This window comes from Pseudomonas sp. NPDC089741 (assembly GCF_044748825.1).
Lineage (GTDB): Bacteria > Pseudomonadota > Gammaproteobacteria > Pseudomonadales > Pseudomonadaceae > Aquipseudomonas > Aquipseudomonas helmanticensis.
In genome coordinates this window covers 291034-315199 of record NZ_JBIVGT010000001.1, presented here as the reverse complement: position 1 = coordinate 315199, position 24166 = coordinate 291034, and the positions used below count along the sequence as shown (strand labels likewise).

Sequence of the window (24166 nt, the reverse complement as noted above, 5' to 3'; positions counted from 1 at the left end):
CAGCTCAGCATTCCCACTCGGAACGGCTGAACAGATAACCCTTGCCCCACACGGTCTTGATCTTGCGTGCCTCGCCGGCGTGGTCGTCGAACTTGCGCCGCAGCTTGGAGATCGCGACGTCTACCGAACGGTCGGTGCCGTTGAATTCAATGCCGCGCAAACGTTGCAGAATCTGGTCACGGCTCAGCACTTCGCCGGCATGCCGGGCCAGCACGACCAGCAAGTTGTACTCGCCGCTGGACAGTTCGACCAACTGCTCGCGCCAGGTCACGGTGCGCTCGGACAGATCAATGCACAGGTTGCCCATGACGATGCGATCGTTGACCGTCAACGGCTCGCCGAGGCTGCTGCGGCGCAACAAGGTACGCACCCGCGCGAGCAAAACACGCGGCTCGCAAGGCTTGGTGACGTAATCGTCAGCGCCCATTTCCAGGCCCAGAACCTGATCGTGGCTGTCATCGCGGGCGGTGAGCATCAGGATCGGCAACGTCGCCGAGTCGGCACGCAGCAAGCGGCACACCTGCAAGCCGTCGAGGCCCGGCAGCATCAGGTCGAGAATCACCAGATCCGGCGGATTGACTCGCGCCCGCTCCCGTACGTGATCGCCACGGCCGATGACGCTGACGGAATAGCCATTGCGCTCCAGATAGCTGGAAATCAGTTCGGCGAGGGCGGTGTCGTCTTCGACCAGGAGGATGTTGGGCATGGAGGTGTTCCAGAAAGTGCGGTGGCGACATTGAAGGCCTCATCGCGGGCAAGCCCGCTCCCACAGTGTTTTCGGGTGTTCACATGATTTGTGTCCACAACCAATCCCTGTGGGAGCGGGCTTGCCCGCGATGGCGATGCAACTGTCGCAATAAATTTCAAGGGCTAAAGGATATACGCCCTCACCCGTCCCTGAGTAAAACCCTTACACAATTTCACACAGCGCCTACAAAGCTTCACCGCTACTCTGCGCGACTGGCCGTAGGATGCGCGCATCAATATTGGGGGTGGTAAATGTCGAACAAACTGTTGGCCGGGCTCGGCCTGATCGCAATGGCGCTGACGCTGAGTGCCTGTGACTCGTCCTCGAAAGCCGAGGAACAGGCGCCACCGGCCACCGTGCGCATCGAAACCATCGAGGCCCATCCCCTGTCGATCAGCAGCGAACTCAGCGGCCGCGTCGCGGCGCCGCGCATTGCCGAAGTGCGCGCACGGGTTGCCGGCGTGGTGCTGCAACGGACCTTTCGCGAAGGCAGCGACGTGAAAAAGGGCGACGTGTTGTTTCGCATCGATCCGGCGCCATTCAAGGCTGACCTCGACAGCGCCGAAGCCGCGCTGCGCAAAGCCGAAGCCAATGCCTTCCAGGCGAAATTGCAGGAACAACGCTACGCGCAATTGATCGACGACAAAGCCATCAGTGCTCAGGACTACGACAACGCGCGCGCCAATGCCCGGCAAACCGCCGCCGATGTCGCGGCGAACAAAGCCGCCGTCGAACGGGCGAAACTCAATCTCGGCTACGCCACCGTCGTCGCGCCGATTTCCGGGCGTGTCGGTCGCGCACTGGTCACCGAAGGCGCGCTGGTCGGGCAGAACGAAACCACGCCGCTGGCGTTGATTCAACAGCTGAACCCGATTCACGCCGACGTCACGCAATCGACCCGCGAGCTCAACGAACTGCGTCGCGCGTTCCGCTCCGGGCAGTTGCAGGAGGTCGGTCAGGATCAGGTCAAGGTCACGCTGATTCAGGATGACGGCAGTCTCTATGCGATGCCCGGCAAACTGCTGTTCAGCGATATCACGGTTGATCCGGGCACCGGCCAGATCATCCTGCGCAGCGAATTTCCAAACCCCGATCTCGACCTGCTGCCGGGCAGTTTCATCCGTGTGCGCATCGAACAGGCGAAGATCCAGAACGGTATTACCGTGCCGCAACGCGCCGTTCAACGTGACAGCGCCGGCATCGCGCAAGTACTGACCGTCGACGCGCAAATGCGTGTGGCGCAGCAACCGGTGCAACTGGGCGCGGTGCAAAACGATCGCTGGATCGTCACCGGCGGACTCAAGCCCGGCGACCGCATTGTCATTGAAGGCCTGCAGCACGCCCGTGCCGGCGAAAAAGTGCAGATCGACGACACCCCTCTTCCACTTGCCCAGACTTCTGGTCAGTAAGCAGGACGCTTTTCTATGCCGCAGTTCTTTATCGACCGCCCGGTGTTTGCCTGGGTCGTCGCGCTGTTCATCCTGTTGGCCGGTGCGCTGGCCATCCCGCAATTGCCGGTGGCGCAATACCCCGACGTCGCGCCGCCGCAGATCGAAATCTATGCCGTGTACCCGGGCGCCTCGGCGCAGACCGTCGATGAAAGCGTGGTCAGCCTGATCGAGGAAGAGCTCAACGGCGCCGATCACCTGTTGTACTTCGAATCGCAGAGCAGCCTTGGCAGCGCGACCATCAAAGCGACCTTCCAGCCCGGCACCAATCCGGAACTGGCGCAGGTTGACGTGCAAAACCGTCTGAAAGTGGTCGAGTCACGCCTGCCGCAAGCGGTCAATCAGCAAGGCTTGCAGGTGGAGAAGGTCTCTTCCGGTTTCCTTTTGTTGATCACCCTGACGTCCAGTGACGGCAGGCTTGATGACGTCGCGCTCAGCGATTATCTGGCGCGCAACGTGATGAACGAGATCAAGCGTCTGGATGGCGTCGGCAAGGCGCAACTGTATGGCGCCGAGCGAGCGATGCGCATCTGGATCGATCCGCAGAAACTCATCGGTTTCAACCTGACGCCGGCTGACGTCAACGCCGCCATCGTCGCGCAGAACGCCCAGGTTTCCGCCGGTAGCATTGGCGATTTGCCCAACCCGTCCAGCCAGGAAATCACCGCGACGATTCTGGTCAAGGGCCAGTTGTCGACGCCGGAAGAATTTGCCGACATCGTGCTCAAGGCCAATCCCGACGGCTCGACCGTGCGCATCGGTGACGTCGCCCGGGTCGAGGTTGGCAGTCAGGAATATCAGTTCGGTACACGCCTCAACGGCAAACCGTCGACCGCCGTCGGCGTGCAGCTGTCGCCGGGTGCCAACGCGCTGAACACCGCGACGCTGGTGCGGGCGAAGATGGATGAGCTGGCGCGCTATTTCCCGGCGGGCGTGGAATACAAGATCCCGTACGACACTTCACCGTTCGTCAAAGTCTCGATTACCAAAGTGGTCTACACCTTGGGCGAAGCGATGTTGCTGGTGTTTGCGGTGATGTTCCTGTTTCTGCAGAACGTGCGTTACACGCTGATCCCGACACTGGTGGTGCCTGTGGCATTGATGGGCACGTTCGCGACCATGCTGGCGCTGGGTTTCTCGATCAACGTGCTGACCATGTTCGGCATGGTTCTGGCCATTGGCATTCTGGTGGACGACGCGATTGTCGTGGTCGAGAACGTCGAGCGGATCATGGCCACCGAGGGTTTGTCGCCCAAGGAAGCCACACGCAAGGCGATGACGCAGATCACTGGCGCTATCATCGGCATCACGCTGGTGCTGGTGGCGGTGTTCATTCCGATGGCGTTCATGCAAGGCTCGGTCGGGGTGATCTACCAGCAGTTCTCGCTGTCGATGGCCACTTCGATTCTGTTCTCGGCGTTTCTCGCCCTGACCTTGACCCCGGCGCTGTGCGCAACGCTGCTCAAACCGATCGCCAAAGGCGAACACCACGAAAAACGCGGGTTCTTCGGCTGGTTCAACCGCCGCTTCGAGCAACTGACCGATCGTTATCAGGGCTGGGTCGGTTATGCGCTGAAACGTACCGGTCGCTATCTGCTGATCTACGGCGTGTTGCTGGTCGGCCTGGGTCTGCTTTTTGCGCGCCTGCCCTCCTCGTTCCTGCCGGTCGAAGACCAGGGTTACACCATCACCGATATTCAGCTGCCACCCGGCGCGACCAAGAACCGTACGGTGCAGGTGGCCGAACAGTTCGAGGCGCATAACGCTGGCGAACCGGGGATCAGCGACAGCGTGGTGATTCTCGGTTTCAGCTTCTCCGGCAGCGGGCAGAACGCAGCCTTGGCGTTCAGCACATTGAAGGACTGGTCGCAGCGCGGCAGCGACGACTCGGCAAGCTCGATTGCTGATCGCGCGAATATCGCCCTGAGCCAGATCAAGGACGCCATGGCCTTCGCCGTGCTGCCACCGCCGGTCGATGGCCTGGGCACATCGAGTGGTTTCGAGTTCCGTTTGCAGGATCGCGGCGGCCTCGGCCACGCAACATTGATGCAGGCGCGCACCGAACTGCTAGCCGCCGCCGAGAAAAGCCCGGTGCTGATGAACGTGCGTGAAAGCGCACTGGCCGAAGCACCGCAAGTGCAACTCGAAGTGGACCGCAAACAGGCCAATGCGTTGGGCGTGTCGTTTGCCGATATCGGCAGCGTGCTGTCCACCGCCGTCGGCTCGAGCTACATCAATGACTTCCCCAATCAGGGACGGATGCAGCGCGTGGTCGTACAGGCCGAAGGCAGCCAGCGCAGTCAGGTCGATGACCTGCTGAAGATGCACGTACGCAACAACAACGGAAAAATGGTGCCGCTGTCGGCATTTGTGCAGGCCAAATGGATTCAGGGCCCGGCACAGTTGACCCGTTACAACGGTTATCCGGCGATTGCCATTTCCGGCGAGCCGGCACCGGGGCACAGCACGGGCGAAGCCATGGCCGAGATTGAACGTCTGGTTGCCCAAGGCCCAAAAGGCCTGGGCCAGGAATGGACCGGGTTGTCGTTGCAGGAACGCCTGTCCGGCAGTCAGGCGCCGATCCTGCTCGGGTTGTCGCTGCTGATCGTATTTCTCTGCCTGGCGGCACTGTATGAGAGTTGGTCGATCCCAACTTCGGTGTTGCTGGTGGTGCCATTGGGCGTGCTCGGCGCGGTACTCGCGGTGACACTGCGCGGGATGCCCAATGATGTGTTCTTCAAGGTTGGCCTGATCACCATCATTGGTCTGTCGGCGAAGAACGCGATCCTGATCATCGAGTTCGCCAAGAGCTTGTATGACGAAGGGCATGACCTGATCGATGCGACGTTGCAGGCCGCGCGTCTGCGTCTGCGTCCGATCGTGATGACGTCACTGGCGTTCATTCTCGGCGTAGTCCCACTGGCCATCGCCACTGGCGCCAGTTCCGCGAGCCAACAAGCCATCGGCACCGGCGTGATCGGCGGAATGATCACCGCGACGCTGGCGGTGATCTTCGTCCCGGTCTTCTTCGTCGTCGTCATGAAGCTCGTACAACGATTCACCAGGCACTGATGCAAAAGTAGGAGCTGCCGCAGGCTGCGATCTTTTGATCTTCAAAACAAATCAAAAGATCGCAGCCTGCGGCAGCTCCTACAAAAGCAAGGGTGTGTGAGCTATGGTGCTGGGACAGTTCACCAAGTGAGTCCCCATGCGCTTTCTCGCCCGTACCCACCCTCGCCTCTCCGCCGCCGCGCTGGTCGGTCTCGCCACCGGGCTGCTCGCTCCCGCTGACTCGATCGTCAGCAAAATCCTCATCGGCTGGAACGCCGGCGTCTGGACTTATTTGGTCCTGATGTTCTGGCTGACCGTGCGCGCCAAGGCTCCAGACGTCAAACGCATCGCCGAAGTCGAAGATGAAAATGCCGGGCTGGTGCTGTTTGTGGTGTGCATCGCCGCACTGGCCAGTCTGGCCACCATCACCCTGGAACTGGCCGGCAGCAAGGATCTGGAGACCAGCCGCAAACTCATGCACTACGGCTTCACCGCACTGACGGTCATCGGCTCATGGCTGCTGATCGGGGTGATTTTCTGCGTCCACTACGCCAGGCTGTTTTACACCTGGGACGGCAAGGAACCGGCGCTGCGCTTTGCCGAAGGCCTGACAACGCCCAATTACTGGGACTTTCTGTACTTCTCGTTCACCATCGGCGTGGCGGTGCAGACGGCGGATGTTGGCGTGGCAACGCGGGAGATGCGCAAGATCGTGCTGGCGCAGTCGTTGATCGGGTTTGTTTTCAATACGGCGATTCTGGGGTTCTCAATTAATATTGCTGCTGGCTTGTTCGGCTGATGAAAGTTGTCTTCCACAGTCGATGGCGCACATCCAATCTGCCACAAAAATTACTTTTTGATATAGCGGGAACGTATAAAAACCAATCCACACTTTCCTGCATCTGCCTACCTGTCAACTCTGACAGTATACAAAGTAAAGCACTCGCGCTTATATAGTTCATCCATGCTTTAAGCTGGATCCGGCTTATGGATTAGCTCCCCCTTAACTCTGGAGAAACATTCATGAATGCGCTAGTCAAACCACAAATCAGACTCGTCAACTCATTCACTGCAAAAGTACTTCGCAATGGAGACACGGAAGATTTCAACGCGAAATATTTCACTCTTGAGCTTAAAGATCTACCGGACCTGGGCGGAAACTATTGGGTGTTTTCTGCCGAATACACCGTAAAAGTAGATGAGAATCGAGTCGACAAGAAAACCATTACCCTTGCCCTTCCAGAAGAATCAAAATCGGGCCAGTTTTTTATTCCGGACGAGCCGAAGGGACTGTACATGGACTATACCGACACCTCCGACCCAGAGCCGTATATTCATACCGCGACGAAAGGCACGGTGATATTGACGCTCGGCTATAAAAGAGATGAACTGAGCACCATAACAGGCAAGTTGGACGTCACAGTAAGTGATACGGATGGACAGTCATTCATGATCTCCGGGGATCTGGCTTACAGTACATCAGTCATTTGACCCGTTTCATTGAAAACAAAAAAGGAAGCAATCGCTTCCTTTTTTTATTCTAGAAATTGTAACTCAACCCTACACCTGCGCCCCATTCCTGGTTGACCGTCTTCCCCTTGCTGGTACTGACTTCGGAGTATACCTGCCAGCTTTTCCGCGCTGGCACCCAGTTAATGCCCGCGCCCAACTCCACGCTGGTGGACGAAAGATCATTAGTAAAGTCGGCGCCATTTACACTGACCTCGTTATTTTTTATAAACTCATGCGCCAGTGCTACCTTTAGCCGAGGCTGCAGTTCTCCGCCGCGATCCAGACGAATTTGACTCCCGACCGATGTCCCTACCTTACCTACGAGTGAGCGTGCGTGGTCATTGCTAACTCGCATGCCATTATCGAGCGTGTAGTCCTTGCCCTGCGCAACGGCAGCGGCAATCTGGGTAAAAGGTTCGATAAAAATTCCGTTATCAAACGCAACATATTTACCCACTTCAACAGAGCCGCTTACAGCAAGGTTTTTATAGTGTCCCTGGGTGCGAGTTCCGTCGCTCAGGGTGATTTTGGCACTGTTATCAAACTGGTTGATCTTGCTCACCGTGTCGACGTAATAACCACTTTGACGATCGTACCAAGTCAAATAACCACCAGCATAGTAACTGTCGATTGCAGCAGTGCTCCCCCACTTCAGATCCATATCAGTCTTGCTGTAGCCGCCGAATCCACCTATAAGCCACTGTCCATCACCAAACGGAAATGGCGTGTCGGCTCCCACTGATATCCCACGCTGTTTTTGTGAGAAACCGTCACCATAGGCGTTAGCCACGTTGTACTGGTTCTCATAGCTGCGGATCCATACACCGGAGGGGGATTCGCCAGTGGCCCGCGTCAAGGTATTGGGCTCGCTACCACTCAACCGTCGGTCACCAAGACGACTATTCAACGTGGTCATTTCCGAGTACAGGATAGTCGGCGCGGTGCCGGCAATCGCCAGAGCTGCATTGGTACCGGTACTGACGACTTCCTTGTCTGGCGCCAGGTACACCCCGCCATTTTCGCTCAATAGTTTGTAGGTGAAAGCGCCTGCATCTACCGGTCGCCCGTTATACAGGCTGAATGCGGCGTCTCCCGTGTTAACGCTACCGACTTTTATCGCGTTGCCTGTTGCAAATTCAGTTCCGCTCGCGGCTACCCGCAGTTGATGATTACCTGTCGCCGTACCGGTCACATTGAAGACGTCGCTCTTGTCAGCAGCAAAATTGGCTCTTATATCAAACAGACCATTACCAGACAGGTTGACAATATCCAGTTTTTTGAAATCGCCACCACTCCCCAGAACAACATTACCGCCATTGAGGTGCAACCTATTGAGCTGGTTATTATTTGCCATGGTCCACCGAGAGCCATTGCTGATATCTACACGCGAAGAATCAACAATATTCCCGTCTATTGTAGAGCCATTATCGATCAACACTGAGGAACCGCCGGCCACGCCGCCGCCCACATTCCCTTTGAGAGAGCTTTGATTATTCAAGCTGATCACTGCTACGTTATTCAGATTGCCGGTCAACGAACTTGCGTTTTGCAAAGAAATATTGGTAGTTGCTCCGCCTGTCACGACCACATCGCCTTTCAGAACGGCATTGTCAGCAATAAGATTTACTGTTCCTCTGTTACCGACTTCCAGAAAATTGCCATTACCGCCGGTCAAACTCGCGCCATTGAGTATATGGATATTGGTCGCAATTGGGCGTCCGCTGGGGTCCACGGAGATAGCCGCGCCACTTCCCCCTATTACCTTAGTGCCATCCAGTACAAGTGTATTGGCCCGACTGATAAAGTTATCGCCACTCAGAAGTATGCCGTTAAGCCCGCCTTCCATTCGCCCCCCTCTAGCGAAGACATCTCCACTCGCGAGACGCAATCCGTAGCCCGTAGAGTTCTGAGACAGCAGGTCTGAGTTACTCATATTGAGTGTAGTTTGTGCGCTGACCACGGCTCCACTTGCCCCCCCCATTACAGTGCTACCGGACAACGAGACCACCGTCGTAAGCGGAGAACTGGGCACGCGAGCAACTTGTAGCCCAGTACCATCACTTGTGATGGTGCTGTTGTTGATCGTTGCCATCGAGTTGGTGATTGTGACCCCTGGCTGATTTGCTCGAGCAATGACGGTCGCTTTGTCAAGCGTGACAGTGGAACCGTTATTAGCTCTGATATCCTGCAACGTGCCAGTATTGACCACCAACTTTGCCGCATTCGTAGAAATATTAAGAGTGGTGGCGTCATTAACCGTTAACGTCGCACCTTGACCAACAATGAAATCCTCAACAAGCGCTCCGTTGTTGATAGTCTCGTCAACAATAATGGGGCGAGCCTCGGCAAAAGATGTAACCAGAAGGGAAAATGCAACAAAGCACAACTTATCTTTGCAAGAAACAGGTACGTCTGTCGAACCAATGTGCGAAGCCATAAGAATAACCACTCGGAGGTATCATAATGTTGACCAGGATGACTCACTCATCAGAGCAGTCCGACCCGAAAGCGCACGCCAGACTACAGACCAGTCGCCTACATTTATGTAGGATTAATCCTCAAGTCATGGAGGGTAAGTCCGGATCTATCCGGTAACAGATAACGCAAGGAGGCACTTTCATGCCTCCTTGTCATTCATGGAACTCCGTACGCGTCACCTCACCTCGTGACAGAACTCACGATTGCCGTTAACAATTGAAACCATTTTCACGGTGGCGTCCGAAGTGGCTTTAGTACCGTCTGTCCATTCCACCGAATACTTGAGTGATGCATAAGTAATGGGTGGAGGGGGCGCAGGGAAAGGCTCCGGCCGTGTCTGGATAGGCACGATTTTAGTCAGATACTCCGCAATCGACCCAACGATCCCCGTCGTGGTTTCATTACCCGTCACTGGAATGTCAACATCCTGGTCCGTGCCGGAGATGGGCCCCGTCCCGTCAGCGTTAGTTGTTCCGACCCAATGCGCAGTGATGCTTCTCAAGCCTGCCAGAACCGGGTCTGCTGCTGTCGTGAATGTGAGAGAAGGGAGTGGAGGTTTGTTTCCCCTGACAAATCCAACGGTCGGGCAGTTGATCGTTGTGGTGAGATACAATCTATCAATCGCAGGAATGGGTACGGTTTTCCTGACCGTTGTCACGGTCACCGTTTCATCGAGTGAGCGTTGCGGATTGATGCCACCGATAAACGAACAACTCCAGTAAGTAAGCTTTTCCCCCGGACCACCGATGACGACCTCTGCAGCTGGTAGCTCACCTTCAAATTGAGTCAATCCATCAGGTGAAAATTCGGCGATCGGCTTCCCGTTGTAATACCAGGTACAAACAACGTTGGCAGGTAATTTGGCGCTGCCGGTCGGCATGGGGATGATGGCCTTCGGATCTGTAACCAGGTCACCAGGCCCAAGGATATTGAGTACATTGTCGACACCACGCAGTTGTACCTTGGCGAAATTGCGGTTGATCAAGCTGGGTTCATCCGGATTCTCACCTGGATAGGACAAATCCAGATCCGGCGTAGCGGGCGGGGAGTCTTTGGTCTGGATACCTCGTACCCAGGTCCATTTGAAACTCAGAGGAATTTCCCGGGCATCCGGGTCTCCGCCCGTTTCAGTGGCATAGATCAATTTGAGATCTGTGTACTTCATTCTGAACACCAACTCATTGTTGGTTCCAAATGCGTCCACCGGCGGAACAAGCTCAAGAGTTTCATAGCCTTCTACGAAGACCGTAGCCTGATCCGTATCTTGAGTATTGAGCGGTCGAAAGACCCTGACGGTGATACCGGTTGGCTCGGCATCCTCGGCATCCTTGATATCGATCGTGTTATCTCCGGCCTGGCTAGCGGCATCAACCACAGGAGGCGCCGGCACAGGCAGGGGCACAAACTCGACGATTCGGCTGTTGGCGAGCATATCGAGGCTGCGGTTACCGGTTTCATCCTCATAGGCCATGATCAGCCAACAGGTTCCGTTTTGCAGTTTGCCGATCTCTGAAGCAGGTATTGAGACTTTTCCGTCCGCAGGCACCGGGTCAACAATCAGCGTGGGTACAAGCTGGCGTGACGGCCGCAAGTTCGAACTCAGATAAATGAAGGCCTTATCCGTCGCCTTGTAGACCCACTTGGCGTCAGTGACCGGGAGCGTGAATTCCATCCCGGTGGTTGCGATGGTTCCCAGATAAGCGGTATCAATTTTGGCGCCGAGGGGTAACGGAAAGTCGAGACGAGTTGGAGGGGCGAGTCGTACATCGCCCTTGTTGTGAAAGGGAGCAAAAATATCGACGAAATAATCCGCGATTTCAGAGTATTGCGGGTTGCCATCCAAGGCTCCGGAGCTCTGGATTTTCCAGTGCGTGGGCGAAACTGATCCCGTCGCTGGAAGGTCCGTCAATTTGCCTGCAGGTATCGTGACGTTCCACTCGGTCGGGCGGCCCGCAACGGGAGGCGCCGGTTCAGTATGGAGTACTTCCCAAACCCAATCCTCCGGCTTGTCGGGATCATCCACACCTTGCTTAAATGGATAGCCCTCGATCACCACCATATCCCGGTCATTCGGAAACTCCCAGCCGGAAACCCTCAATGTTACAGGCAGATCCGGCTGACGAGCGGCTGTCGTGGTTCCCGCTTGCGCTGCGGTACTTTTTAACAACGCGACCGGAACCGTGCCCCCATTCGGCACACCGACGATCACGGGCTTCGGTGAATCCGCCAGTACTCCGCCTGCACTCAGACTTTTTTGCCTGAGTGCTACTCGGGAGTTTTCGGCAGCCTGTTGAACCGCATTCAATTTCATATCGATTGTCATGTGACAGTTCCTTTCGTCAAGTAGTGATACCCGCACTAACATATTTCATTAACCAACATCGAACACACACACCATTGATCATGGTCCACAGAAATGACTTTCCCCGGGGATGGCACGATCAATCTTCACTAGTCCCGCACTGGACTCAGCAACAAGTACACCTTTGCGGTAAATCGAATATACCGCGCGGACTGAGGCGTCCTTTTCCAGCGGCTCTATAAAGTTCTTGAAATCAGTTATTCGAAACTCATAATCACCAATCACATCCTGCGCTGTCAGTGTTTTAATCACCGTATGCGAGAAAAGCGCAGTACCGGATCCATTCAGCGTTTCATATCCTGCCCAAAAAAGATGCAGTTCATCATCTACCTGCCAGGTTGTTTTTGTAGGTAACGGAACGCGCACGATCACGACCACCCAAATTGGGGGCTGGGTAAAACAGTTCAGATACCCCCACAGTGTAGCGGCCGGATAAACGGGCTCAGGCAGCAAGACCACGGGCAAACGCCTGACAGTAAGATCCCGCGGATCGGAATAGGCGTGATTACCGGTGGTAACAGTTTCATACGTTAGTCGATACGTTCCATCGATCGAGAAGTACTTTGGATCAATGATCGGACGGAACTCTAGCTGAGTCAGAGGACTGATATAAGTATCGTGAAAAACCTCCGTGCCATTCAAATACAGATATAGTTCATTCGGCAATCCGTCCGGGGAAGGTGAATCCCATCGTGGAACAATTACAGTCAATCCATTTTGATGGGCAACATCGAGGATGACCCAGTTCGCATCAACTTCCACGACACCGGGAGGTGCATAGTCCAGTGTCGAGATGGGGTCCGCTGGGGCAGGACTGACGACAGTTTTTCCATCACCCGGTGGTTTTTTTTCGGACATTGAGGGCCGCCTCTACAACGGAAATACAACTTAACGAGAAGTTTATTAAGCGCTCATACAGGAATATCGCCCACTGTCAGATCTGACAGGTATCGCTACCGTCGGTCGGATTTACTCATTGTCCAGAAGTTTTTCAACTTGACGGGAGTGGTCATTATCCTGTTTCCTGGAACCGGTTTCAGACAATAAGAAGACCCAACCGTGAACGATTTTTCCGCCGCCCAGCGCAGCCGCGTGACCATGCTCGACGTCGCTGAACACGCCGGCGTGTCCAAGGCCAGCGTCTCGCGCTTCATCGGCGATGACCGCTCCCTGCTTTCCGATGCCATTGCCCGGCGCATAGAGCAGGCGATTGCCGAACTTGGCTACCGTCCCAATCAGATGGCCCGCGGCCTGAAGCGCGGCCGCACGCGCCTGATCGGCATGCTGGTGGCCGATATCCGCAACCCTTATTCGATTGCCGTGATGCACGGAGTGGAAACCGCCTGCCGTGCGCACGGTTACAGCCTGGTGGTGTGCAACACCGACCGCGATGACGAGCAGGAGCGCCAGCACCTGGCGCTGCTGCGCTCGTACAACATCGAAGGGCTGATCGTGAACACCCTGGGCCATCACCGGGATGAGCTGGACGAGTTGAAGCGGGAAATGCCGCTGGTGCTGGTGGATCGCAAAGTGGGCGGGCTCGACAGCGACATGGTCGGGCTGAACAACCCGCAGGCCATCGAGATGGCGCTCGAACATCTTCAGCAGCGCGGCTATCGCGATGTGCTGCTGGTAACTGAACCGTACGACGGTACCAGCTCTCGGATCGAGCGGGTCAGCAGTTTTCAGCAGCAGATTGGCCTGCGCAAAGACATGCATGGCGCGGTGCTGGAAACCGGCCCAAGCCTTGCGAACGATCTTCAAACTTTTTTGAACACACCTGATTCGGGCCCGAAAGCCCTGTTCTGCGCCAATGGCGTGGCGGCGCTGGCTTGCACTCTGGCGTTGCGCGAGATCGGCTGCCGGTTATTCGAGGATGTCGGGCTGATTGCCCTGGATGATCTGGATTGGTATCCGTTGGTGGGCAGCGGGATTACCGCGCTGGCCCAACCGACGCAAGAGATTGGCGCGCGGGCGTTTGAGTGTTTGCTCAGGCGTTTGCGTGGAAATAATGAGGTGGCGCAGGTGGTGGATTTCGCGCCGGTGCTGATTGAGCGTGGGTCTACTGTTGGGATTTGTGGTGTTTGAGCTGACGCTATCGCGAGCAGGCTCGCTCCTACATTTGGAATGCGTTCCCCTGTAGGAGTGAGCCTGCTCGCGATAGCGCCCTAAAGGACAACACATAAACACCTGATATTTTTTTGAACAAAAATGAAACCGGTTTCAGAGGTCAATAACAATGAATAAACCCGCCGTTTCCATCAGCCTGTCCAGCTACGGCGCCGACCTGGTGCGCCAGCGCGGCCAAGGCTCTTTCATCGAAATCCTGGCGAGCGCCGGGGCGAGTCGCATCGAATGGCGCGAAGAACTGCTGACGCGCGAAGACCCTGCGCAACTGGCTGAGGCCAGCCAATCCCACGGCTTGCAAAGCATCTATTCGTCACCGACCGAACTGTGGCTTGCAGGTCAGGCGCGGCCCAATCCCGAGTTGATCACTGCCCTGCAACAGGCCGAAGCATTTGGTTCGAAATGGCTGAAAGTCTCCCTCGGCTACTTCACCGACACCAACGATCTGCAAGCCCTGGCCGAACGCTTGAAGCTCAGCCCGGTACAGTTGCTGGTGGAAAACGACCAGACCCTGCACGGCGGACGCATCGAACCGTTTCAGCGCTTTTTCGCTGCGGTCGAGCAGCACAACCTGCCGATCAAAATGACCTTCGACATTGGTAACTGGCAGTGGCAGGACCAGTCCGCCGCCAGCGCCGCACGCCTGCTCGGTCGACATGTTGGCTACGTGCATTGCAAAGCCGTGGCGCGCCGCGAGGACGGCAAACTGGTCGCGGTGCCGCCTGCGGTGAGTGACCTGCATCTGTGGGAACAACTGTTGCGGCACATGGCCCAAGGCGTTATGCGCGCGGCGGAATATCCGTTGCAGGGCGATGATCTGCTGCAACTGACGCGCGAACACGTCGCCGCCCTCGCCCGCCTGGGTCAATCGCGTCTGGAGCCTGTTCATGTCTGAGATCGATATTCTCTCGTTCGGCGAAACCATGGCGATGCTGGTGGCCGAGCAGACCGGTGACCTGGCCCGCGTCGAGCAATTCCACAAACGTATTGCCGGGGCGGACAGCAATGTCGCGATCGGCCTTTCGCGTTTGGGTTTCAACGTCGCGTGGTTGAGCCGGGTCGGCAACGATTCACTGGGTCGCTTTGTGGTCGAGACGTTGATCAAAGAAGGTCTGGATTGCCGCCATGTCGATGTTGATAAACAACATCCGACCGGGTTCCAGTTCAAATCGCGCAATGACGATGGCAGCGACCCGCAGGTCGAGTATTTCCGGCGCGGTTCAGCGGCCAGTCATCTGTCGCCGCAATCAATCAGCGCAAGCCTGCTGAGCGCTCGCCATCTGCACGCCACGGGTATTCCTCCGGCGCTCTCGGCCTCGGCGCGGGAGATGTCGTTCGAGCTGATGACGCGCATGCGTGATGCCGGGCGCAGCGTGTCGTTCGATCCCAACTTGCGCCCGAGCCTGTGGGCCAGCGAGCGCGAGATGATCACTGAAATCAACCGTCTCGCCGCCCTCGCCCATTGGGTCCTGCCGGGGTTGAGCGAAGGCCGTCTTCTCACCGGTTTCGAGGATCCGGCGGACATCGCCGCGTTTTATCTCGACCAAGGCGCCGAAGCGGTGGCGATCAAGCTTGGGCCGCAAGGCGCTTATTACCGCACGCATCTGGATCAAGGCTTTGTCGCCGGCGTGCCGGTGGCCAACGTTGTCGATACGGTCGGTGCCGGTGACGGCTTTGCGGTGGGGATGATCAGTGCCCTGCTTGAGCATCTGAGTTTTGCCGAGGCGGTGCAGCGCGCGAACTGGATTGGCAGTCGGGCGGTGCAGAGTCGCGGGGATATGGAGGGTTTGCCGACCCGGGCTGAACTTGATCGATCGTTCCCACGCTCCAGCGTGGGAATGCATACCGTGACGCTCCGCGTCACAGAGGACGCGGAGCGTCCTTAGAGGCGTCCCCACGCAGAGCGTGGGAACGAGAAGTTGTTTGAACCTGCTGCGACAAAAACAACAAGCTCAGGAGCAAGACCATGAAAACCGCAACCCTCGCCAGCCGTCGCTGGTGGTACATCATGCCGATCGTGTTCATCACCTACAGCCTGGCGTATCTCGATCGCGCCAACTACGGCTTCGCCGCCGCATCGGGCATGGCTGCCGACCTGATGATCACGCCGGGGCTGTCGTCCCTGCTCGGTGCGCTGTTCTTTCTCGGTTACTTTTTCTTCCAGGTACCCGGCGCGATCTACGCGCAAAAGCACAGCGTGAAAAAGCTGATTTTCGTCAGCCTGATCCTCTGGGGCGGGCTCGCGACGTTAACCGGCGTGGTCTCCAACGCCTATTGGCTGATCGTCATTCGCTTCATGCTCGGCGTGGTCGAAGCGGCGGTGATGCCAGCGATGCTGGTGTATCTGTGCCACTGGTTTACCCGTGCCGAACGCTCGCGGGCCAATACCTTTCTGATCCTCGGCAACCCGGTAACGATGCTGTGGATGTCGGTGGTCTCGGGGTATCTGGTGCAGCATTTCAGCTGGCGCTGGATGTTCATCATCGAAGGTTTGCCGGCGGTGATCTGGGCGTTCATCTGGTGGCGTCTGGCCGATGATCGTCCAGCTCAGGCGAAGTGGCTGAGCGATGAGGAAAAGCACGATCTGGAAAGTGCCCTGGCTGCCGAGCAGGTCGGGATCAAAGCCGTGAAGAACTACGCCGAGGCATTCCGGTCGCCGAAGGTGATCATTCTTGCGCTGCAGTTTTTCTGCTGGAGCATCGGCGTCTATGGCTTTGTCTTGTGGCTGCCGTCGATTCTCAAGGCCGGCGCGCAAATGGACATGATCGAAGCCGGCTGGCTGTCGGCGTTGCCGTATCTGGCGGCGGTGATCGGCATGCTCGGCGTGTCGTGGGGCTCGGACAAACTGCAAAAACGCAAACGCTTCGTCTGGCCGCCACTGTTGATCGCCTCCATTGCGTTCTACGGCTCTTACGCCTTGGGTGCAGAACATTTCTGGTGGTCATACACGCTGCTGGTGATTGCCGGCGCCTGCATGTACGCACCGTACGGGCCGTTCTTTGCGATCGTCCCGGAGATCCTCCCGGCGAACGTCGCTGGCGGCGCCATGGCGTTGATCAACAGCATGGGCGCGCTCGGTTCGTTCGGCGGCTCGTATCTGGTCGGTTATCTGAACAGCTCCACCGGTTCGCCCGGCGCTTCGTATCTGCTGATGAGCGGCGCACTGCTGCTCTCGGTGGTGCTGACGATTTTCCTCAAGCCCGGCGCCAGTGATCGCGTCGTGGCCAAAGCCGCTGCCACGCGTGTCGTGCCGGCGCACTCCTGAAGAGACTTTTGCCATGAAAAAACACGTCGTGTTGTACAAGAAACTCTCGCCAGCGTTGATGGCGCGTCTGCAAGACCAGTGCGAGGTGACGCTGATCGAACGCCTCGACGCCGACGGCCTGATGCAATTGCGTGACGCCCTGCCCCGCGCCCACGGTTTGCTCGGCGCCAGTCTGAAACTCGATGCCGCGTTGCTGGATCTCGCCCCGCAACTGCAGGCGATTGCCAGTGTGTCGGTGGGCGTCGATAACTACGATATCGACTATCTGAGCCGGCGCCAAATCGTCCTCACCAACACCCCGGACGTGCTCACCGAGACCACTGCCGACACCGGTTTCGCGCTGATTCTCGCGACTGCGCGCCGTGTCGTGGAACTGGCGAACATGGTGCGCAGCGGTCAATGGAACCGCAACATCGGCCCGGCACATTTCGGCACCGATGTGCACGGCAAGACCCTGGGGATCATCGGCATGGGCCGGATCGGTGAAGCACTGGCGCAGCGTGGGCATTTCGGTTTCGGCATGCCGGTGCTCTATCACAGCCAGTCGCGCAAACCCGCGGTCGAGGCGCGATTCGCTGCGCAATATCGCAGTCTTGAAGACTTGCTCTCGCAGGCCGACTTCATCTGCCTGACCTTGCCGCTGACGGCGCAGACCGAAGGCTTGATCGGTGCCGAGCAATTTGCATTGATGCGCCCGGAAAGCATCTTCATCAATATCTCGCGGGGCAAGGTGGTCGATGAATTGGCGATGATCGATGCGTTGCGCAACAAACGGATTCGCGCGGCCGGGCTGGATGTGTTCGAGCGTGAGCCGCTGAATCATGACTCGTTGTTGTTGCAGCTCGATAATGTTGTGGCAACGCCGCACATGGGTTCGGCGACGCACGAGACGCGGGAGGCGATGGCGCGCTGTGCGGTGGAGAATCTGCTCGCGGCCTTGAATGGCGAAAAGCCGGCGAATCTGGTGAATCCAGCGGCCTGGCAGCGCTGATATTTTTATTGCCTGTTAAATCGCTATCGCGAGCAGGCTCACTCCTACAAGGGTCAGGGTGAACACTGAATTTGTGTTCACCTCAAATCATTGTAGGAGTGAGCCTGCTCGCGATGAGGCCAGCAAAGGCGCTGCAAAACCATCAGGCACTGCGCATCTGCAGAAGCTGCTCCGCACACAGCGCAATCCGCGCACAGGCATCCGCCAGTTTCACCCGGTCCACCACCAGGCCGATACGAATATGCCCCGCCGCACTCGGCCCGAACGCCTCACCGGCGAGGACCGAAACCCCGTAACCTTCCAGCAACTGCTCGGCAAACGCCTGCGCACCCAGCCCGGTCTCGCGCACATCGACCATGACAAACATGCCGCCATCCGGGCGGATCGGGTACAGCCCCGGGCACCCGCGCAAACGTTCGCACACCAGATCCCGACGCAAACGGTACTCCTCGCGCATCTGCGTGACTTCCGGCAGATCCGAGGCCAGAGCGACCTCGGCGGCTTTCTGCACGAAGTCCGGCAACCCGAACAACATGCTCAACGACAGATTGACCAAGTGTTCCGCTAACGGCTTGGGGCCGATCATCCAGCCGATGCGCCAGCCGGTCATGGCGTGGGATTTCGACAGGCTGTTGATCGTCGCCGTGCGCTCGGCCATGCCCGGCAGACTCGCCGGGCTGATGTGCTGGCCTTCATAGAGGAGTTCGCTGTAGACCTCGTCGCTGATCAGCCACAGATCATGCCGCACGCACAGCGCCGCCAGTTCCTGCCAGATCAACAACGACAGGCTGGCGCCACAAGGATTGTTCGGACTGTTGAGGAGCATGGCGCGGGTCTTCGCAGTGATCCGCGCGGCGACGTCGGCGGGATCGACGCGAAAACCGTTTTCCGGCCGCACCGGCACTGGCACCACCGTCGCGCCGCAAGCGCCAAACACCCCTTCGTAGGTGACATACATCGGCTCGGCGACGATCACTTCATCGCCCGGATCGAGCAGGCATTGCGCCACCGAATACACCGCGCATTGCGCGCCGGGCATAACGATCACATGCTCGGCATCGACCGCATGGCCACTGTGGCGCCGATGCCGTTCGGCAATCAGCTTGCGCAGCGCCGCGCGACCGCGCACTTCGGAGTAATGCGTATCGCCAGCCAACAGGCTGTCGATGGCGCCATGAACAATCGGCAGCGGCGTATCGAAATCCGGATCGCCCACGCTCAGCAGCAGGATATCGACACCCTCGGCGCGCAACTCCAGCGCTCGGTCATGAATCTGCCAGGCTGCGGCTCCGTCCCCGGCGATTCGTTGGGTCAAGGCTGAATAGCGCATGCACGTCTCCTGATTGCGCGGTCTCCAGCCTTCACCCTATCTCAAATCACAAAACGCGCCACCATGGCATTCAAATCTACCGCCAGACGCGACAGTTCATGGGTGGCGGCGCTGGTCTGGTTGGCCCCGGCAGCCGATTGCGTGGCCAGATCGCGAATATTGACCAGGTTGCGGTCAACCTCACGCGACACTTGCGCCTGCTCTTCGGAAGCACTGGCGATGACCAGATTGCGCTCGTTGATCTGATGGATCGACTGGGTAATCTGCTCCAGCGCGACGCCAGCCGCGCGGGCCATTTCCAGGGTGGACTGGGTGCGCTGGTTGCTCTGCTGCATCGACGAAACGGCTTCACCGGTGCCGTTTTGAATGCCGGCGACCATTTTTTCGATTTCCTGGGTCGACTGCGCGGTGCGATGGGCCAGCGCGCGCACTTCGTCGGCGACCACGGCAAAACCACGACCGGCTTCACCGGCTCGTGCGGCTTCGATGGCGGCGTTGAGTGCGAGCAGGTTGGTCTGTTCGGCGATGGCGCGGATCACGTCGAGCACTTTGCCGATGTCACGCCCTTGGGCAGCCAGACCTTCGATCATGTGCGCGGTGTTCTGCACGTCGTGGGTCATGGTCTGGATCGCGTCAACGGTTTTCACCACTTGATCGCGACCTAAACGCGCGGCCTGGGTCGACTGGTTCGACGCTTCGGAAGTGGACACGGCATTGCGTGCGACTTCTTCGACAGCGGCGGTCATTTCGTTGACTGCTGTCGCGGCTTGTTCAATCTCGTTGTTTTGCTGTTGCAGGCCACGGGAAGCCTCTTCGGTCACGGCGCTGAGCTCTTCGGCAGCAGCGCCGAGTTGCGTGGCGGAACCGGCGATCTGTTCAATGGTTTTGCGCAGGTTGGTCTGCATCGCGACCAAGGCTTCAAGCAGGCGGGCCGGCTCGTCGTTGCCGTCGACTTCGATGACTTTGCTCAGGTTGCCATCGGCAATCGTCCGTGCTGCAGCCACTGCACGGTTGAGCGGCGTGACGATGCTGCGGGTCAGCAACCAGGCGAGCAGCACGGTGGCCAGTGCGGCAATCACGGCGACAATGATGATGCCGGTGATAGCGCTGTCGTAGTGTTCACCAGCCTGAATCGACGCAGCTTTGGCATCGGCGGCGTTGATCGCGATCAGTTTGTTGAGCTGTTCGCCCATCTGGTCGGTACCGTCCTTGATCCGCGTGTTGATCAGGGTGCGCATGTCATCGAGCTTGTCCTGACGCGACAGCTCCATCATCTGGTTCTGCGCTTGCAGGTAGTTGTCCAGCGTAGTGGCGAAGCTCTGGTACACAGCACGCTCTTCAGCGCCGGCCGGCAATGCGGCATAACTGGCCTGGGCGCTGCGGACCTTGTCGACCAGGGCGGCGATGCGGGTTTGCGCTTCCTGCAAACCGGACGGCTCACGGTTGACCAGCACGCGGAACGAGAGGATGCGCAAACGCAAGACGTTTTCCGTCACCACGCTGAGTTGGGTCACGCTGGGCAGTTGCGTCGAATCCATGTCGACGGAGGCCTGACGAATGATCGACATGCGATTGACGGCGAACACGCCGAGCACGATCACCAGCAAGGCGATAAAGGCAAAACCGAGGAAAGCACGGGGCGCGATATTGAGGTTACGCAAGGACATAGTTGGACTCTCGGATGATAAGAACTACGAGCGTCCATGCCGTGATCACTGGCCCATGGGCTGGGCTTCAGTCCGGCGTCACTGTTTTGCGAAGGTTTTGTGCGCGCCTGTTAGCTGTATCGGCCAGGCTTTAGGAAGATTGCGGGTCAAGTGCAATTATTTTTCAAGTTGTTACAACAATGAAACAGTGTTCACCCCACATGTAGGAGCTGCCGAAGGCTGCGATCATTTGATCTTGCTTTACAAAAACAGGATCAAAAGATCGCAGCCTGCGGCAGCTCCTACAGGGGTGGGTCATGCTCTGGCGGCGAGTTGCCAGACGCGGGCGATGTCGGTCGCACGTTCGCGCAGCAGCCGCGGTGCTTCGGCGCAGGCCTGCTCCAGCGACATCGGGCCGCTCGTCACGGCGAATGCGGCATCGATGCCATGCTCGTAGAGTGACTGATAACCCTCACCCAGCGTGCCGGCAATGACGATCACCGGCACGCCATGTTGCTTGGCAATCCGCGCCACGCCAAACGGGGTTTTGCCACGCAAGGTCTGGGCATCGAAGCGCCCTTCGCCGGTAATCACCAGATCCGCGCCCTTGACTGCTTCGGCGAGACCGACCAGTTCGGCGACCACTTCAACCCCGGCCTGAAACTGCGCAGCGAGAAACGCCTTCGCAGCGAAACCCAAACCACCGGCCGCGCCACTGCCCGGCTCGTCGCGAACGTCTTTGTGCAATGCCTGCGCGCACCGTTCGGCGAAATGCCCCAAGGCTTGATCCAGCTGCTGAACCTGAGTCGGCGACGCGCCTTTCTGCGGGCCGAAAATCGCCGAGGCACCGTGCGGGCCACACAACGGATTGTTCACATCGGCGGCAATGTCAAAACGCACCTGCGCCAAACGCGGGTCAAGCTCGCTCAAGTCCAGACGCGCGAGTTGCGCCAAAGCCAGGCCACCCGGTACTAACGGCTGACTCTGCGCATCGAGCAACTTCAGCCCCAAGGCCTGCATCGCGCCGGCGCCGCCGTCGTTGGTCGCGCTGCCGCCAATCGCCAGAATCACCCGTTGTGCGCCGGCATCGAGCGCGGCGCGGATCAATTCGCCAGTGCCGAACGTGCTGCTGATACAGGCATCGCGTTGCCCCGGCGGCACCAGTTGCAAGCCGCTGGCCTCGGCCATTTCGATGATCGCGGTGTGGTTGTGCGGCAACCAGCCCCACGCAGCGTCGACCGGCGCACCCAACGGGCCACGCACACGGGTGCGGCGCAGCTCTCCTTCACAGGCTGCAAGAATCGACTCGACCGTGCCTTCGCCGCCATCGGCCATCGGGCATTTGACCAGAGCGGCCTGCGGCCAGACTTGCGCCAGGCCCAGGGCAATGGCTTCGGCAACGCCTTGGGCACTCAGGCTGTCCTTGAACGAATCGGGGGCGATGACGATTTTCATGCGAATTCTCCAGTTCCAATGCTCCTCATGCTGCCAGTCGGCATGCGCATTGACGCCGGTCCGTTGCACAAGCGGCGCAGGCGTTTATTGTTCATTTCCACAAAATCGATTGCACCCACAACACACTTACAACTCCACACTCCATCTGTAGGAGCTGCCGAGTGCAACGAGGCTGCGATCTCTTGATCTTGAAAAACAACATCAAAAGATCGCAGCCTCGTTGCACTCGGCAGTTCCTAAAGGGGCGATGAGGTCAGGGCTCAGTCTGCGGCAGGAGTTGCACGCCAAGATACAGCGCCAGCATCCCGTCCAGCCGAAGCGGATCAACCCCGCTCAACTCGGCAATCCGCTCCATTCGATAACGCAGGCTGTTGCGATGGATCCCCAACGCATCCGCGCACGCCTGACTCTGCCCGTCGTGTTCGCACCAACTGCGCAACGTCGCCAGCAACTGACCGTTGCCGTCCTTGGCGATCACTTTGCGCAACGGTTTGAGCAATTCATCCAGTGCGTCATCGTTGCGATGGCGCCACAACATCACCGGCAGGCGATATCGGTTGAGCGTCAGCAGCCGCGAGTGCGGCAACACCTCACGGCCATAGGCGAGCAGATCGCCGACCCGTCGATAACAACGGCGCAACCCGATCAGCCCGTCCGCCTGACCGCCGACGGCAATCCGCAGGATCTTCCAGCCCAGACCATCGAGTTTCTCCAACAGGCGATCATGCTCGACGCTCTGACTCGCCGGCCGACACCAGAGCAGCGACGACTTCGCCGAACTCACGCACCAGCTATCGGCGTAGCGCGACGTCAGCCAGGCGCTCAGTGCCTCGACGGTTTGCCCTGGCGCATGTTCAAGGCCCAGTTCGAACAGATACGGCACCCGCGTCAATTGCGGTTTAAGCCCAAGCTGCTGCGCCTCGTCGACCAGACGTGGGGAATCCCCGGCCTCGCTCAACAGCAAGGCCAGCAGATCATCACAACGCTGGCGCCGCCACTGCTGCTCGGCCTGCTGATTGCGCTGGCCGACGAGCATTTCGGCAGTCATGCGCACCAGTTCGGCGTAAGTGCGCAATTGCTCAGGCTCACCGGTGATGCCGAGCACACCGATCAGCCGCTGATCGAGCAGCAGCGGCAGGTTGATCCCCGGCTGCACGCCTTTCAGATGCACCGCCGTCTGTGCGTCGATTTCCACCACCCGACCGTTGGCCAGCACCAGTTGCGCGCCCTCATGACGGGTGTTGATGCGCTCCGGTTCGCCGCTGCCGAGGATCAATCCCTGGCTGTCCATGACGTTGACGTTGTAGGGCAAAATGGCCATGGCGCGGTCGACGATGTCCTGGGCGAGGTCGTGATCGAGTTCAAACATAGAGGGCAAAATCCTTGAAAACACGCGCGGGCGGTTGTTCACCCGCACAGGGTCTGGCGGCAAACCCTGTGCTCAGGCACAAAGACAATCCGGCCAAAGGTGGCCGAGACTCTCGGGACGATCAACGTTAACCTGTGGATCGCAAAAAATCATAATAAAGAGAGAGCCGCTATGTCGCAGAGCGCCGCAGCTACCCAGACCATCGAAGACGATAAAAATGCCGTTTACAAACGCATCACCCTGCGTTTGATCCCCTTCATCTTCATCTGCTACTTGTTCAACTACCTCGACCGGGTCAACGTTGGATTCGCCAAACTGCAGATGCTCGACGCACTGAAAGTCAGCGCCACCGGGTACGGCCTGGGGGCGGGGCTGGGGGGCGTG

At 58.2% G+C, this 24166-nt stretch carries 17 protein-coding genes and 1 pseudogene; 10 read left to right on the top strand and 8 right to left on the bottom strand.

The window, feature by feature from the left end; all coding sequences use genetic code 11:
- Positions 1-4: 4 nt before the first annotated feature.
- On the bottom strand, positions 5-706 hold the full coding sequence (locus ACIPZE_RS01440; RefSeq protein WP_129393964.1) for a response regulator transcription factor: 702 nt from the start codon (positions 704-706) through the stop codon (positions 5-7).
- A 293-nt stretch (positions 707-999) separates the two neighbouring features.
- Between ACIPZE_RS01440 and ACIPZE_RS01435 the strand changes: the two genes are divergently transcribed.
- The 4 genes from ACIPZE_RS01435 (at position 1000) to ACIPZE_RS01420 (ending at position 6738) form a co-directional block, all read left to right on the top strand.
- A complete protein-coding gene (locus ACIPZE_RS01435) occupies positions 1000-2157 on the top strand; it encodes an efflux RND transporter periplasmic adaptor subunit (protein ID WP_400770719.1) in 1158 nt (385 codons plus the stop codon).
- Positions 2158-2172: 15 nt separating this feature from the next.
- Positions 2173-5268 (top strand): multidrug efflux RND transporter permease subunit, encoded by a 3096-nt coding sequence (locus ACIPZE_RS01430; RefSeq protein ID WP_400770717.1) that lies wholly within the window; start codon positions 2173-2175, stop codon positions 5266-5268.
- A 136-nt stretch (positions 5269-5404) separates the two neighbouring features.
- Entirely contained in the window at positions 5405-6046 is a 642-nt protein-coding gene (locus tag ACIPZE_RS01425; RefSeq protein WP_283436410.1) for a DUF1345 domain-containing protein, read from the top strand.
- Between the two features lie 224 nt (positions 6047-6270).
- Positions 6271-6738, top strand: coding sequence for a hypothetical protein (locus ACIPZE_RS01420; protein WP_400770715.1), 468 nt, complete (start codon positions 6271-6273; stop codon positions 6736-6738).
- Between the two features lie 49 nt (positions 6739-6787).
- Here ACIPZE_RS01420 and ACIPZE_RS01415 read toward each other — a convergent pair whose 3' ends face one another.
- The 3 genes from ACIPZE_RS01415 to ACIPZE_RS01405 form a co-directional block, all read right to left on the bottom strand.
- The gene (locus tag ACIPZE_RS01415) at positions 6788-9196 is read right to left on the bottom strand and encodes an autotransporter outer membrane beta-barrel domain-containing protein (protein WP_400770713.1); all 2409 of its coding nucleotides are present in this window, start codon (positions 9194-9196) and stop codon (positions 6788-6790) included.
- 216 nt (positions 9197-9412) lie between these two features.
- On the bottom strand, positions 9413-11560 hold the full coding sequence (locus tag ACIPZE_RS01410) for a hypothetical protein (protein ID WP_400770711.1): 2148 nt from the start codon (positions 11558-11560) through the stop codon (positions 9413-9415).
- Positions 11561-11638: 78 nt separating this feature from the next.
- Positions 11639-12457, bottom strand: a complete 819-nt coding sequence (locus ACIPZE_RS01405; RefSeq protein ID WP_400770709.1) for a hypothetical protein — start codon at positions 12455-12457, stop codon at positions 11639-11641.
- A 201-nt stretch (positions 12458-12658) separates the two neighbouring features.
- Here ACIPZE_RS01405 and ACIPZE_RS01400 point away from each other — a divergent pair, with 201 nt between their 5' ends.
- From ACIPZE_RS01400 to ACIPZE_RS01380, 5 genes are all read left to right on the top strand, one after another.
- A complete protein-coding gene (locus tag ACIPZE_RS01400; protein ID WP_400770707.1) occupies positions 12659-13687 on the top strand; it encodes a LacI family DNA-binding transcriptional regulator in 1029 nt (342 codons plus the stop codon).
- 151 nt (positions 13688-13838) lie between these two features.
- Entirely contained in the window at positions 13839-14621 is a 783-nt protein-coding gene (locus ACIPZE_RS01395) for a sugar phosphate isomerase/epimerase family protein (protein WP_400770705.1), read from the top strand.
- A complete protein-coding gene (locus ACIPZE_RS01390; protein WP_400770703.1) occupies positions 14614-15612 on the top strand; it encodes a sugar kinase in 999 nt (332 codons plus the stop codon). The genes ACIPZE_RS01395 and ACIPZE_RS01390 overlap by 8 nt, the downstream gene beginning before the upstream one ends.
- An 80-nt stretch (positions 15613-15692) precedes the next feature.
- Positions 15693-16991 carry an MFS transporter gene (locus ACIPZE_RS01385; protein WP_283436402.1) on the top strand — a complete coding sequence of 433 codons (1299 nt, stop codon included), beginning with the start codon at positions 15693-15695 and terminating at the stop codon, positions 16989-16991.
- Between the two features lie 13 nt (positions 16992-17004).
- Positions 17005-17982 (top strand): 2-hydroxyacid dehydrogenase, encoded by a 978-nt coding sequence (locus ACIPZE_RS01380; RefSeq protein WP_400770701.1) that lies wholly within the window; start codon positions 17005-17007, stop codon positions 17980-17982.
- A 142-nt stretch (positions 17983-18124) separates the two neighbouring features.
- On the opposite strand, the gene ACIPZE_RS01375 is transcribed toward ACIPZE_RS01380, so the two are convergent.
- The 4 genes from ACIPZE_RS01375 to ACIPZE_RS01360 form a co-directional block, all read right to left on the bottom strand.
- A complete protein-coding gene (locus ACIPZE_RS01375) occupies positions 18125-19312 on the bottom strand; it encodes a pyridoxal phosphate-dependent aminotransferase (protein WP_400770699.1) in 1188 nt (395 codons plus the stop codon).
- 41 nt (positions 19313-19353) lie between these two features.
- A complete protein-coding gene (locus ACIPZE_RS01370) occupies positions 19354-20979 on the bottom strand; it encodes a methyl-accepting chemotaxis protein (RefSeq protein WP_400770697.1) in 1626 nt (541 codons plus the stop codon).
- Positions 20980-21273: 294 nt separating this feature from the next.
- On the bottom strand, positions 21274-22413 hold the full coding sequence (locus tag ACIPZE_RS01365; protein ID WP_400770695.1) for a glycerate kinase: 1140 nt from the start codon (positions 22411-22413) through the stop codon (positions 21274-21276).
- 253 nt (positions 22414-22666) lie between these two features.
- On the bottom strand, positions 22667-23782 hold the full coding sequence (locus ACIPZE_RS01360; RefSeq protein WP_400770693.1) for a sugar diacid recognition domain-containing protein: 1116 nt from the start codon (positions 23780-23782) through the stop codon (positions 22667-22669).
- Between the two features lie 171 nt (positions 23783-23953).
- Between ACIPZE_RS01360 and ACIPZE_RS01355 the strand changes: the two are divergent.
- A pseudogene (locus ACIPZE_RS01355) lies at positions 23954-24166 on the top strand (MFS transporter); the annotation flags it as partial.